Annotated in this window: 13 protein-coding genes; 7 read left to right on the forward strand and 6 right to left on the reverse strand. The window is 61.5% G+C overall.

From position 1 onward, the window contains the following. Positions 1 to 12 precede the first annotated feature (12 nt). Together tag and LIS66_RS00065 are read left to right on the forward strand one after the other, a co-directional pair. On the forward strand, positions 13 to 570 hold the full coding sequence (tag, locus tag LIS66_RS00060; protein WP_227973365.1) for a DNA-3-methyladenine glycosylase I: 558 nt from the start codon (positions 13 to 15) through the stop codon (positions 568 to 570). Positions 571 to 610: 40 nt separating this feature from the next. Beyond that, the gene (locus LIS66_RS00065; RefSeq protein ID WP_024014955.1) at positions 611 to 1,498 is read left to right on the forward strand and encodes a lysophospholipid acyltransferase; all 888 of its coding nucleotides are present in this window, start codon (positions 611 to 613) and stop codon (positions 1,496 to 1,498) included. Between the two features lie 51 nt (positions 1,499 to 1,549). Here LIS66_RS00065 and LIS66_RS00070 read toward each other — a convergent pair whose 3' ends face one another. The 5 genes from LIS66_RS00070 to def form a co-directional block, all read right to left on the reverse strand. Further along, positions 1,550 to 1,864 carry a tetratricopeptide repeat protein gene (locus LIS66_RS00070; protein ID WP_116657205.1) on the reverse strand — a complete coding sequence of 105 codons (315 nt, stop codon included), beginning with the start codon at positions 1,862 to 1,864 and terminating at the stop codon, positions 1,550 to 1,552. 149 nt (positions 1,865 to 2,013) lie between these two features. After that, a complete protein-coding gene (gene trkA / locus LIS66_RS00075; protein WP_042608251.1) occupies positions 2,014 to 3,390 on the reverse strand; it encodes a Trk system potassium transporter TrkA in 1,377 nt (458 codons plus the stop codon). Between the two features lie 21 nt (positions 3,391 to 3,411). Then, positions 3,412 to 4,722, reverse strand: coding sequence for a 16S rRNA (cytosine(967)-C(5))-methyltransferase RsmB (rsmB, locus tag LIS66_RS00080; protein WP_227973366.1), 1,311 nt, complete (start codon positions 4,720 to 4,722; stop codon positions 3,412 to 3,414). After that, positions 4,719 to 5,678 (reverse strand): methionyl-tRNA formyltransferase, encoded by a 960-nt coding sequence (gene fmt / locus LIS66_RS00085; RefSeq protein ID WP_042608253.1) that lies wholly within the window; start codon positions 5,676 to 5,678, stop codon positions 4,719 to 4,721. Before fmt ends, rsmB begins: the two co-directional genes overlap by 4 nt. 57 nt (positions 5,679 to 5,735) lie before the next feature. Then, entirely contained in the window at positions 5,736 to 6,242 is a 507-nt protein-coding gene (def, locus tag LIS66_RS00090) for a peptide deformylase (RefSeq protein ID WP_042608254.1), read from the reverse strand. A 159-nt stretch (positions 6,243 to 6,401) separates the two neighbouring features. Between def and LIS66_RS00095 the strand changes: the two genes are divergently transcribed. The 4 genes from LIS66_RS00095 to LIS66_RS00110 all read left to right on the forward strand — a co-directional run bounded on the left by LIS66_RS00095 (position 6,402) and on the right by LIS66_RS00110 (position 10,152). Then, a complete protein-coding gene (locus tag LIS66_RS00095; RefSeq protein ID WP_042608255.1) occupies positions 6,402 to 7,427 on the forward strand; it encodes a LysM peptidoglycan-binding domain-containing protein in 1,026 nt (341 codons plus the stop codon). Between the two features lie 84 nt (positions 7,428 to 7,511). Next, positions 7,512 to 8,609, forward strand: a complete 1,098-nt coding sequence (dprA, locus tag LIS66_RS00100; RefSeq protein WP_227973367.1) for a DNA-processing protein DprA — start codon at positions 7,512 to 7,514, stop codon at positions 8,607 to 8,609. 54 nt (positions 8,610 to 8,663) lie between these two features. After that, on the forward strand, positions 8,664 to 9,221 hold the full coding sequence (locus LIS66_RS00105) for an L-threonylcarbamoyladenylate synthase (protein WP_042608257.1): 558 nt from the start codon (positions 8,664 to 8,666) through the stop codon (positions 9,219 to 9,221). A 184-nt stretch (positions 9,222 to 9,405) separates the two neighbouring features. After that, complete coding sequence (locus tag LIS66_RS00110) at positions 9,406 to 10,152, forward strand: hypothetical protein (protein WP_227973368.1); 747 nt, start codon at positions 9,406 to 9,408, stop codon at positions 10,150 to 10,152. 171 nt (positions 10,153 to 10,323) lie between these two features. Here the strand turns inward: LIS66_RS00110 and LIS66_RS00115 are convergent, their stop codons facing one another. Beyond that, positions 10,324 to 11,301 (reverse strand): quinone oxidoreductase family protein, encoded by a 978-nt coding sequence (locus LIS66_RS00115; RefSeq protein ID WP_042608259.1) that lies wholly within the window; start codon positions 11,299 to 11,301, stop codon positions 10,324 to 10,326. Between the two features lie 150 nt (positions 11,302 to 11,451). Between LIS66_RS00115 and hemF the strand changes: the two genes are divergently transcribed. After that, positions 11,452 to 12,366 (forward strand): oxygen-dependent coproporphyrinogen oxidase, encoded by a 915-nt coding sequence (gene hemF, locus LIS66_RS00120; protein WP_042608260.1) that lies wholly within the window; start codon positions 11,452 to 11,454, stop codon positions 12,364 to 12,366. Positions 12,367 to 12,374 lie beyond the last annotated feature (8 nt).

A 12,374-nucleotide genomic window follows, 5' to 3' on the forward strand; every position in this document is an offset into this window, starting at 1 on the left:
CCCTGGAGCCTTATGCCACGCTGCTTTTGGTGTACCGAAGATCCGCTGTACATGGCTTATCACGATCAGGAGTGGGGCACGCCGCTACGCGATGCGCAGGGTTTGTTCGAGTTGCTTTTGCTCGAAGGGTTCCAGGCCGGGCTGTCGTGGATCACCGTGCTGCGCAAGCGCGAGCGTTATCGTCAGGTGCTCTTCGGCTTCGATGTGCAGCGCGTGGCGCAGATGAGTGACGCCGAGATCGATGAACTGATGCTCGACCCTGGCATCATCCGCAACCGCCTGAAACTCAACGCCGCCCGGCGCAATGCGCAGGCCTGGCTGGCGCTGGAGGATCCGGTGGCGTTCCTCTGGTCGTTCGTTGACGATCGACCGATCATCAATCATTTCAAGGATCGCAGCGAAGTCCCGGCGATCACCCCCCAAGCGCTGGCGATGAGTAAAGCGCTGAAAAAGGCCGGCTTCACCTTCGTCGGCCCGACCATTTGCTACGCGCTGATGCAGGCCTCGGGCATGGTCATGGACCACACCCAGGATTGCGACCGCTACGCGCAGCTTGCCAACGGCGGTTAGAATGCCCGCCTCGCGCATCGCACATAATCAGGAGTGACCTGTGGAAAAGTTTAAAGGCGCCTTGCTGGTAGGCGCTCTGCGGCTGTTTGCCCTGCTGCCATGGCGAGCCGTGCAAGCCGTGGGTTCGGCGATCGGCTGGATCATGTGGAAAACCCCCAACCGCTCCCGCGACGTGGTGCGGATCAACCTTGCCAAGTGTTTTCCACAGATGGATGCGGCCGAGCGCGAGCGTCTGGTCGGTCAGAGTCTGAAGGACATCGGCAAGTCGCTGACAGAAAGCGCCTGCGCATGGATCTGGCCGGCGCAGCGTTCGATTGATCTGGTCCGCGAAGTCGAAGGCCTCGATGTGCTCAAGGATGCGCTGGCTTCGGGCAAAGGCGTGGTCGGCATCACCAGCCACCTGGGCAACTGGGAAGTGCTCAACCATTTCTATTGCAGCCAGTGCAAACCGATCATTTTCTACCGTCCGCCGAAGCTCAAGGCTGTGGATGAATTGCTGCGCAAACAGCGCGTGCAACTGGGCAACAAGGTCGCTGCTTCCACCAAGGAGGGCATCCTCAGTGTGATCAAGGAAGTGCGCAAGGGTGGTGCAGTTGGCATTCCCGCCGACCCGGAACCGGCCGAGTCCGCCGGGATTTTCGTGCCGTTCTTCGCCACTCAGGCACTGACCAGCAAATTCGTGCCGAACATGCTCGCCGGCGGCAAAGCGGTCGGAGTGTTCCTGCACGCCCTGCGCCTGCCTGACGGCTCAGGCTACAAAGTGATCCTCGAAGCCGCGCCAGAAGCGATGTACAGCACCGATACCGCAGAGTCCTGCGCAGCCATGAGCAAAGTGGTCGAGCGTTACGTCGCGGCGTATCCGAGCCAGTACATGTGGAGCATGAAACGCTTCAAGAAGCGTCCGCCGGGCGAGGCACGCTGGTACTGAGTGGACTCGATCTGGTGACGGTCAATGCAGACGCATTGCGCTGTCCGTAGCTCAAGGCGCCTGTCGCTCAAGCTTCTTGAGAAATACCGTCATTTCCTTCTCGGCCTGCTTGTCGCCATGGGTGCGGGCCGCTTCCAGGCCTTGCTCCCAGGCCTGACGCGCAGCGGCGTGATCGCCCAGCGCCAGCTGCGCCTTGCCCAGCAATTTCCACGCTGCCGAGTATTTCGGATCGAACCCCACACAGCGCTGAAAATGCTCGGCAGCCTTGGCGTTTTCGCCCAGATCCAGATACCCCTTGCCCAGGCCGAAGCGCAACAAAGCGTTATCCACACCCTTGGCGAGCATTTTTTCCAGGGATTCGAGCATTGGTGGATTCCTTTCTTTTGTTCGTCAGAGAACCTGCGAGTCTTTCCATACCGCTTTCGCGAGCAGGCTCGCTCCCACATTGGAATGCATTCCCCCTGTGGGAGTGAGCCTGCTCGCGATGGCGCCAGTCTGGACACACGAAAATCGGATCAGAAAAAGCTCAGACCCACATGAAACAGCTTCTCCACATCGCGAATATGTTTTTTATCCACAAGGAACAGAATCACATGGTCGCCCGCTTCGATCACCGTGTGGTCGTGGGCGATGATCACTTTCTCGTTGCGGATCACCGCGCCGATGGTGGTGCCCGGTGGCAGGCCGATCTTTTCGATTGGCTTGCCGATCACCTTGCTGGATTTCGCATCACCGTGAGCAATCGCTTCGATCGCTTCCGCCGCGCCCCGTCGCAGTGAGTGCACGCTGACGATATCGCCGCGGCGCACGTGGGCGAGCAAGGTGCCGATGGTCGCCAGTTGCGGGCTGATGGCGATGTCGATGTCGCCGCCCTGGATCAGGTCCACATAAGCCGGGTTGTTGATGATCGTCATGACCTTCTTCGCCCCCAGCCGTTTGGCCAGTAGCGAGGACATGATGTTGGCTTCATCGTCATTGGTCAGGGCGAGGAAGATATCGGCGTCGGCGATGTTCTCTTCCAGCAGCAGATCGCGGTCCGAGGCACTGCCCTGCAAGACCACGGTGCTGTCGAGAGTGTCGGAGAGGTAGCGGCAGCGCGCCGGGCTCATCTCGATGATCTTCACCTGATAGCGGCTTTCGATGGCCTCGGCCAGGCGCTCGCCGATCTGCCCGCCACCGGCGATGACGATGCGTTTGTAGGTCTCGTCGAGACGGCGCATTTCGCTCATCACCGCGCGAATGTCTTCGCGGGCGGCGATGAAGAACACTTCGTCATCGGCTTCGATCACCGTGTCGCCCTGGGGCAGGATCGGCCGGTCACGGCGGAAGATCGCCGCCACGCGGGTTTCGACGTTCGGCATGTGCTCGCGCAACTGGCGCAGTTGCTGACCCACCAGCGGCCCGCCGTAATAAGCGCGCACCGCCACCAGTTGCGCCGCGCCTTCGGCAAAGTCGATGACCTGCAAGGCGCCGGGATGCTGGATCAGGCGCTTGATGTAATTGGTCACCACTTGCTCGGGGCTGATCAGCACGTCGACCGGAATCGCTTCGTTCTGGAACAGCTGTTCCTCGCGGTTGAGGTACGACGCTTCGCGCACCCGGGCGATCTTGGTCGGCGTGTGGAACAGCGTGTGCGCGACCTGGCAGGCGACCATGTTGGTCTCGTCGCTGTTGGTCACCGCGACCAGCATGTCGGCGTCGTCGGCACCGGCCTGACGCAGCACCGACGGTAGCGAGCCGCGGCCCTGCACGGTGCGGATGTCGAGGCGGTCGCCGAGGTCGCGCAGGCGCTCGCCGTCGGTGTCGACCACGGTGATGTCGTTGGCCTCGCTGGCCAGATGTTCGGCCAGCGAACCGCCGACCTGTCCCGCACCGAGGATGATGATTTTCATCCAGTCACTCCATGAATCCGTTTAGCCGCGCGCGGCAGCGATCTTGATCAGCTTGGCGTAGTAGAACCCGTCATGCCCGCCCTGCTGGGCCAGCAATTGGCGACCATGGGGCTGCTTGATCCCGGCGCTGGTGGCCAGATCCAGTTCGCGGGCACCCGGAGTGCGCTCAAGGAACGCGGCGACGACTTCAGTGTTCTCGGTCGGCAGCGTCGAGCAGGTGGCGTAGAGCAGGATGCCGCCGACCTCGAGGGTTTTCCACATCGCATCGAGCAGCTCGCCTTGCAGTTGTGCGAGGGCGACGATGTCGTCGGGCTGGCGAGTCAACTTGATATCCGGATGACGGCGGATCACCCCGGTGGCCGAGCAGGGTGCATCGAGGAGGATGCGCTGGAACGGTTTGCCGTCCCACCACTTATCGATATCGCGACCGTCGGCAGCGATCAGTTCAGCGTTGAGGCCAAGGCGTTCAAGGTTTTCCTTCACCCGCACCAGACGCTTGGCTTCCAGATCCACGGCCACCACGCCGGCCAGCGCCGGTTCGGCTTCGAGGATATGGCAGGTCTTGCCGCCCGGGGCGCAGCAGGCGTCGAGCACCCGTTGGCCGGGCGCCAGATCGAGCAGATCGGCGGCCAGTTGCGCGGCTTCATCCTGCACGCTGATCCAGCCTTCGGCGAAACCCGGGAGGCTGCGTACATCGGCGGCGGCTTCGAGGACGATGCCGTCGCGGCTGTACACGCAAGGTGTCGCGGCGATCCCGGCTTCCCCCAGCAGCGCGAGATAAGCGTCGCGACTGTGATGGCGGCGGTTGACCCGCAGGATCATCGGCGGATGCGCGTTGTTCGCTGCACAGATCGCTTCCCATTGTTCCGGCCAGAAGGCTTTCAGGGATTTTTGCAGCCAGCGCGGGTGAGCGGTGCGCACTACGGGGTCGCGTTCGAGCTCGGCGAAAATCGTTTCGCTTTCGCGCTGGGCGTTGCGCAGCACAGCGTTGAGCAAACCTTTGACCCAAGGCTTTTTCAGCTTGTCGGCGCAACCGACGGTTTCGCCGATGGCGGCGTGGGCCGGTACACGGGTGTAGAGCAATTGATACAGACCAACCAGCAGCAGCGCCTCGACATCGGCGTCGGCGGCTTTGAACGGTTTCTGCAGCAGTTTTTCCGCCAGCGCTGAAAGACGCGGCTGCCAGCGTGCGGTGCCGAAGGCCAGATCCTGAGTGAAACCGCGATCGCGATCCTCTACCTTGTCCAGTTGCGTCGGCAGTGAGCTGTTCAGCGAGGCCTTGCCGCTGAGCACGGCAGCGAGGGCCTTGGCGGCGGCCAGACGCGGGTTCATTGCGCGTCCACCGCTGCGCCGAGCACGCTGCCGACGGCGAACTTCTCGCGGCGGCTGTTGAACAGATCGCTGAAGTTCAGGGCTTTGCCGCCGGGCAGTTGCAGGCGGGTCAGGCATAGCGCTTGGGCACCGCAGGCGACGATCAGGCCGTCCTTGCTGGCGCTGAGGATTTCGCCCGGAGCGCCAGTGCCTTCGGCCACTGTCGCGGCCAGCACTTTCAACGCTTCGCCATTGAGCGTGCTGTGGGTGATCGGCCACGGGTTGAAGGCGCGTACCAGGCGTTCAAGCTCAAGCGCCGGACGGCTCCAGTCGATGCGCGCTTCGTCTTTGTTCAGTTTGTGCGCGTAGGTGGCGAGCTCATCGTTCTGCACCTCGCCTTCAAGCGTGCCGGCAGCCAGACCGGCAATCGCCTGGACCACGGCGGGCGGACCCATCTCGGCGAGGCGATCATGCAGGCTGCCGCCGGTATCTTCGGCGCTGATCGGAGTGACGACCTTGAGCAGCATCGGCCCGGTATCGAGGCCGGCTTCCATGCGCATCACGGTTACGCCACTTTCGGCATCGCCGTGTTCGACGGCGCGCTGGATCGGCGCCGCACCGCGCCAGCGCGGCAGCAGCGACGCATGGCTGTTGATGCAGCCCAGGCGCGGAATATCCAGCACCGCTTGCGGCAGGATCAGACCGTAGGCGACCACCACCATCAAGTCCGGCTTGAGCGCGGCCAGTTCAGCCTGGGCGTCGGCATTGCGCAAGGTTGGCGGCTGCAACACCTGGATATTATTTTCCAGCGCGAGTTGTTTGACCGGGCTCGGCATGAGTTTTTGCCCACGGCCGGCCGGGCGATCCGGCTGGGTGTAGACCGCGACGATCTCGTACGGGCTGCTCAGCAAAGCCTTGAGGTGTTCGGCGGCAAATTCCGGGGTACCGGCAAAAACAATGCGCAGTGGCTCAGTCATGAAAGGCGTCTCATAAAAAGAAAAAGGCTTGCCGCAGCAAGCCTTTGAAGAGGGGCATCAAGCGTTCTGGCGGTGCAGCTTTTCCAGCTTCTTCTTGATCCGGTCGCGTTTGAGCGTGGACAGGTAATCGACGAACAATTTGCCGTTGAGGTGGTCGCATTCGTGCTGGATGCACACCGCGAGCAGGCCTTCGGCGATCAGCTCATAGGGCTTGCCGTCGCGGTCCAGCGCCTTGATTTTGACCTTCTGCGGGCGGTCGACGTTTTCGTAGAAGCCCGGTACCGAGAGGCAGCCTTCCTGGTACTGGTCCATGTCGTCGGTCAGCGGTTCGAACTCGGGGTTGATGAACACCCGTGGCTCGGTTCGGTCTTCGGACAGGTCCATCACGACGATACGTTTGTGCACGTTGACCTGGGTCGCGGCGAGGCCGATGCCCGGCGCTTCATACATTGTTTCAAACATGTCGTCGACCAACTGACGCACTTCGTCGTCCACTACGGCCACTGGTTTGGCGATAGTGCGCAGACGTGGGTCCGGAAATTCGAGGATGTTTAAAATGGCCATAGGCTTCGATTGCTGCACACGTTGAGTAAAGTCGGGTCGATGGCCTGGCGGGTCCGAAGATGCAGGCTACCGTTGTGAAGCGTAGCTTCTGAAAAACAGAAGCGAGCCACGGGGGCTCTGACGATTCACGCGAATGCACATGATAAAGGGATTCACTGCATGAGGAAAACACTACTCGCCCTGCTGCTTCTGGCTTCGGCCGGCGCCGCTCAAGGGCAAGTGCAACTCAGGGATGGTTTTCCACAGCAATACACGGTGGTTTCCGGAGACACCCTCTGGGACATTTCCGGCAAATACCTGCGCGAGCCCTGGCAATGGCCACAACTGTGGCGCGCCAACCCGGGGATCGAAAACCCCAACCTGATCTATCCCGGTGACACGCTGACCCTCAGCTACGTCGACGGCCAGCCGCAACTGACCGTCAATCGTGGCGAGTCGCGCGGCACCATCAAGCTCTCGCCACGAATTCGCACCAGCCCGGTGGCCGAGGCGATTCCGAGCATACCGCTGAAATCGATCAACAGCTTTCTGCTGAGCAACCGCATCGTCGACAAGGCCGAAGACTTCGACAAGGCGCCGTACATCGTCGCCGGCGATGCCGAGCGGGTGCTCAGTGGCACCGGTGACCGCATCTTCGCACGCGGCCATTTCGATCCGGAGCAGCCGGTGTACGGCATCTTCCGCCAGGGCAAGGTCTACACCGACCCGCAAACCAAGGAGTTTCTCGGCATCAACGCCGACGATATCGGTGGCGGCGAGATTGTTGCCACTGAAGGCGACGTCGCCACCCTCGCCCTGCAGCGCACCACCCAGGAAGTGCGCCTCGGTGACCGCCTGTTCGGCGGTGAAGAACGCTCGATCAATTCGACTTTCATGCCCAGCGCGCCGAAGCGTTCGATCGACGGTCTGATCATCGATGTGCCCCGCGGTGTCACGCAGATCGGCGCGATGGACGTGGTCACCCTGAACAAGGGCAAACGCGACGGACTGGCCGAAGGCAACGTACTGGCGGTGATGAAAACCGGTGAAACGGTGCGTGACCGGATCACCGGCCAGCCGCTGAAGATTCCCGATGAACGCGCCGGCCTGCTGATGGTATTCCGCACCTACGACAAACTCAGTTACGGCCTGGTGCTCAACGCTTCACGTTCGCTGGCGGTGCTCGACAAGGTGCGAAATCCGTAAGCTTGCTTAACAAGTTACCAACAGAGTTATCCACAGCTTGTTCCGAATGGTTCGGAGCATAGAACGATCAAGGATGATCCATTCATGTTGTCTGTCAGTACGGCCATTTCCCCGGCGGAACTGGAGGCGCGTCTGCGCCTGCACCGCATGCCGGATATCGGCCCCAAGCGTTTTGCCAAACTGCTCGAAGCCTTCGGCTCGGCGTCGAAGGCCATCAGTGCGCCGGCCAGTGCCTGGCGCTCGCTGGGGTTGCCGGCGGCCTGTGCCGAGGCACGGCGTTGTCCGACGGTGCGCGACGGCGCCAGCCACGCAATGCGCTGGCTAGAGCGTCCCGATCAGCATTTGCTGATGTGGGATCAAGCGGATTATCCAGCGTTGCTGGCGCAAATTCCCGATCCACCGCTGCTGTTGTTCGTCGCCGGCGATCCGTCGATTCTGGAAAAGCCGCAGCTGGCGATGGTCGGCAGCCGCCGCGCTTCGCGTCCGGGCATGGACACTGCGGCTGCGTTTTCCCGCAGTCTGGCCGGGGCCGGTTTTGTCATCACCAGTGGGCTTGCGCTGGGCATCGATGCTGCTGCGCATCAGGCGGCATTGGACGTCGGCGGGCTCACCGTGGGCGTGCTCGGCACCGGGCTGGAAAATTTTTATCCACAACGCAATAAACGCCTGGCTGAGGCGATGATTGCCTCGGGCAGCGCGGTGCTTTCCGAGTTCCCGTTGGACGCCGGGCCAACCGCGAGCAACTTTCCACGGCGCAACCGCATCATCAGCGGTTTGTCCCTCGGTGTGCTGGTGGTCGAGGCCAGCGTAGCCAGCGGCTCATTGATCACCGCGCGACTGGCGGCTGAGCAAGGGCGTGAGGTGTATGCGATTCCGGGCTCGATCCATCATCCCGGCGCGCGTGGTTGTCACCAGTTGATTCGCGACGGCGCGGTGCTCGTGGAAACCATCGAACACATCCTCGAAGCCCTGCGTGGCTGGCAGCAGCCGCTGTTATCCACAGCGCCAACCCAGGCCGACCACCCGTTGCTTGCGCTGCTTCACGCGGCGCCGCACACCAGCGAAGCCTTGGCCGCGAGCTGTGGCTGGGCGCTGCCCAAAGTGCTGGCGACGCTGACCGAGCTGGAGATCGACGGCCGGGCGGTATGCGAAAACGGTCGCTGGCTGGCACGGTCGAGCTAGGTTTTACGGGGAAGATCGGTAAACTGCGCGAAACCTGTTTGTGGAGAGTTTTTCATGGTCAACAGTTGGCGTGTGCAACAAGCCGCGCGTGAAGTTCGCGCCGGCGCGGTGATTGCCTATCCAACCGAAGCCGTCTGGGGGCTGGGTTGCGACCCGTGGAATGAAGACGCAGTGGATCGCTTGCTGGCGATCAAGAATCGCTCGGTCAGCAAAGGGCTGATCCTGGTCGCCGACAATATCCGCCAGTTCGATTTCCTGTTCGAAGACTTTCCGCAGGACTGGATCGACCGCATGGCCAGCACCTGGCCAGGGCCGAACACCTGGCTGGTACCCCATCAGAACCTGTTGCCGGAATGGGTGACAGGTGTGCATGACACCGTGGCGCTGCGGGTCAGTGACCACCCGCAAGTGCGCGATTTGTGCTCGCTGGTCGGGCCGCTGATCTCGACATCGGCCAATCCCCAGGGGCGACCGCCAGCGCGCACGCGCTTGCGCGTCGAGCAGTATTTCCGTGGGCAGGTCGACCTGGTGCTGGGCGGCAGCCTTGGCGGACGCAAGAATCCCAGCGTGATCCGCGATCTGGCCAGCGGTAACGTCATTCGTCCTGACTGACGCCATTCTTTTATATTTTTTGCGCACTCCTCGGCGGTATAGACGAGGAGTTCTGCGCATGCCTGCAATTTAGTCCTGCATCTGTTTAACACTTATCCGTCGCCATTGTTCTTTCCTGCGTCAGATGAATCTCTGAGTCTGAAATAGCCGTAAATTTTCCCACGGGATTATCAGAACGCGTGCAGTGGCGATATTTCCAAAAGCATCCATTCTTTCAATGTGCTTGAAACAACTTCGAAATGTTAATGGCTGCGGAGAAGTAATGGATATTACGGATTTACACCTCAAGGATTATCTGCAGGGCTTTCAGGAGACACTCAAGAATCAACAGGCTGATTACCGTGTGGCCATTCTTGAGGCCGGGTCGGATGCCGGGGAATTTGAACGCTTCATCAATCGGCAGTTTCGCCTGCGATTGCAGCATTACATGCTGACCTCCAGAGCCCGGGCACTGGAGACCCGCTTGGCGATTACCTCACGCAGCACGCACTTTTTGCTGTACCAGCGAGATCAACTCATTGCAGTGCTGCGGGCAACCCCGGCGCCGTTCGAATGGGCCTCACTGGCGCAGCATCATGTTTCTCCTACCGTGGCATTGGCCCGGCACGTCGAGTTCAGTCGCCTGATCACCCATTCTCAACAGCACCGCCCAGTGTCGATCAATGGCCTGCTCGCCACCGCCGCGCAATGGGCGATCGATCGTGGCTATCAGGGGGTGACGGCCCTGTGCAGAACGCCGCAGCGGCAACTGTTTCAGCGATTCGGCCTGAGTCCGATCGCTTCGCACGCGATGCATATCGAACAACGGGCCCGGGGCGATTATTGGCTGTTGTCCGCCGAGTGGCGACAGATATTGATGGCTCTGGATCAGCCTGTGAACATGAACGCGCATCAGCCGGAGTATCGTGATGAATATAACCGTCAGTATTGATCCGCCAGTGATCGAAGAGTGGGCGGAGAAATGGCTTGTATATGAATCGAAGAAGTTGCGCAGGAAGTTTGCCGGTCGTAGGCCGGCGGCGAAGAAACTTCACCGGAAGATGTATTTGATATAGCTGGAAGATAATCGGCGAACTCATGGAAGAGTTCGCCGATTATCAACTTACGGCAACAGGATCGTGGAACCGGTGGTGCGCCGTGCCGACAGTTCGGTTTGTGCCTTCGCCGCATCCGCCAATGCATGGCGCTGGCTGATGTCGACCTTCAGCTTGCCGCTGATGATCATCTCGAACAGCTCGTCGGCCATGCGCTGCAGGTTCTCGGCGCTGTTGGCGTAGGTCGCCAGCGTAGGCCGGGTGACGTACAGCGAGCCCTTCGCGGCAAGAATGCCCAGATTGACGCCGTCGACCGCGCCCGAAGCATTGCCAAAACTCACCAGCAGGCCACGTGGCGCCACGCTGTCCAGGGATGTGAGCCAGGTGTCCTTGCCGACGCCGTCATACACCACCGGGACTTTCTTGCCGTCAGTCAGGGCCAGCACGCGCTCGGCAACGTTCTCGTGGCTGTAATCGATGGTGGCCCAGGCGCCGTTGGCCTTGGCCAGTTCGGCTTTTTCCTTCGAACTGACGGTACCAATCAGCTTCACGCCGAGCGCCTTGGCCCACTGGCAGGCCAGCGAGCCGACGCCGCCCGCCGCGGCGTGGAACAAAATGGTTTCGCCGCCCTGCAGTTCGTAGGTCTGGCGCAGCAGGTACTGCACCGTCAGGCCCTTGAGCATGACCCCAGCGGCGGTTTCAAAACTGATTTCATCGGGCAGGTGCACGAGATTGTCCTGCGGTAGCACATGCACCTGGCTGTAGGCGCCGAGCGGGCCGCTGCCGTATGCCACGCGATCGCCGACTTTGAACCGGGTGACGTCGCTGCCCACTGCCTCGACGGTGCCGGCGCCTTCCGAACCCAGGCCAGACGGTAACGCGGGTGGGGCATAGAGGCCGCTGCGGTAATAGGTGTCGATAAAGTTCAGGCCGATCGCCTGGTTGGCCACGCGCACCTGATTCGGTCCGGGCGCAGCGGGTTCGTAGTCAACATATTCGAGCACTTCGGGACCGCCGTGGGCGCGGAACTGGATACGCTTTGCCATCTGCCTGCTCTCCTTGGGTCTTCGGTAAGCCCTCTATCCAACTCCGCTGGTTGATCTTCGTCAACTGCGGCGCGGCGGTCTGCGATGGTATGCTACGCGCCCATTTGCGCCGCCCGCCTGCCGGGGCGCCGCCCGATTCAAGGTGAAGCCATGACGACCCGCACCGACGCCGTAAAGGCCTATCTGCTCGATCTGCAAGACCGCATCTGCGCTGCGCTGGAAACCGAAGACGGCGGAAAATGCTTCGTCGAAGACGCCTGGACCCGGCCGGCGGGCGGTGGCGGGCGTACCCGTGTGCTGGAAAACGGCACGCTGATCGAAAAGGGCGGCGTCAATTTCTCCCACGTGTTTGGCAGCGGCCTGCCGCCATCGGCCAGCGCTCATCGGCCGGAATTGGCCGGGCGTGGTTTCGAGGCGCTCGGTGTGTCGCTGGTGATCCACCCGCACAACCCGCATGTGCCGACCTCCCACGCCAACGTGCGCTTTTTCATCGCTGAAAAAGAAGGCGAAGAAGCGGTCTGGTGGTTCGGCGGCGGTTTCGACCTGACCCCGTATTACGGCGTTGAGGAAGATTGCATTCATTGGCACCGCGTCGCCGAGCAAGCCTGTGCACCGTTCGGTGCGGACGTCTATCCGCGTTACAAGGCCTGGTGCGACACGTACTTCCACATCAAGCACCGGCACGAGCCACGCGGCATTGGCGGTCTGTTCTTCGATGATCTGAACGAGTGGGATTTCGACACCAGTTTCGCTTTCATGCGGGCTATCGGCGACGCCTACATCGAGGCGTACCTGCCGATTGTGCAACGGCGCAAGAACGACGCGTTCACCGCTCAGCAGCGCGAATTCCAGGAATTCCGCCGTGGCCGCTACGTCGAATTCAACCTGGTTTACGACCGTGGCACCCTGTTCGGCCTGCAATCTGGCGGGCGTACCGAATCGATTCTGATGTCGCTGCCCCCGCAAGTGCGCTGGGGTTATGACTGGAAGGCTGAACCTGGCAGCGCAGAGGCGCGCCTGACCGAGTACTTCCTGCAGGATCGCGACTGGCTGGCCGAGGCCTGAGGACGGGT

The sequence above is a fragment of the Pseudomonas sp. HN2 genome (genome assembly GCF_020736465.1).
Classification (GTDB): domain Bacteria; phylum Pseudomonadota; class Gammaproteobacteria; order Pseudomonadales; family Pseudomonadaceae; genus Aquipseudomonas; species Aquipseudomonas moraviensis_A.

Coding starts and splice junctions, on each gene's coding strand:
- trkA (WP_042608251.1), bottom strand. CDS start 3,390: ATGAAAATCATCATCCTCGGTGCGGGACAGGTCGGCGGTTCGCTGGCC.
- LIS66_RS00115 (WP_042608259.1), bottom strand. CDS start 11,301: ATGGCAAAGCGTATCCAGTTCCGCGCCCACGGCGGTCCCGAAGTGCTC.
- LIS66_RS00095 (WP_042608255.1), top strand. CDS start 6,402: ATGAGGAAAACACTACTCGCCCTGCTGCTTCTGGCTTCGGCCGGCGCC.
- fmt (WP_042608253.1), bottom strand. CDS start 5,678: ATGACTGAGCCACTGCGCATTGTTTTTGCCGGTACCCCGGAATTTGCC.
- LIS66_RS00070 (WP_116657205.1), bottom strand. CDS start 1,864: ATGCTCGAATCCCTGGAAAAAATGCTCGCCAAGGGTGTGGATAACGCT.
- def (WP_042608254.1), bottom strand. CDS start 6,242: ATGGCCATTTTAAACATCCTCGAATTTCCGGACCCACGTCTGCGCACT.
- rsmB (WP_227973366.1), bottom strand. CDS start 4,722: ATGAACCCGCGTCTGGCCGCCGCCAAGGCCCTCGCTGCCGTGCTCAGC.
- tag (WP_227973365.1), top strand. CDS start 13: ATGCCACGCTGCTTTTGGTGTACCGAAGATCCGCTGTACATGGCTTAT.
- hemF (WP_042608260.1), top strand. CDS start 11,452: ATGACGACCCGCACCGACGCCGTAAAGGCCTATCTGCTCGATCTGCAA.
- dprA (WP_227973367.1), top strand. CDS start 7,512: ATGTTGTCTGTCAGTACGGCCATTTCCCCGGCGGAACTGGAGGCGCGT.
- LIS66_RS00105 (WP_042608257.1), top strand. CDS start 8,664: ATGGTCAACAGTTGGCGTGTGCAACAAGCCGCGCGTGAAGTTCGCGCC.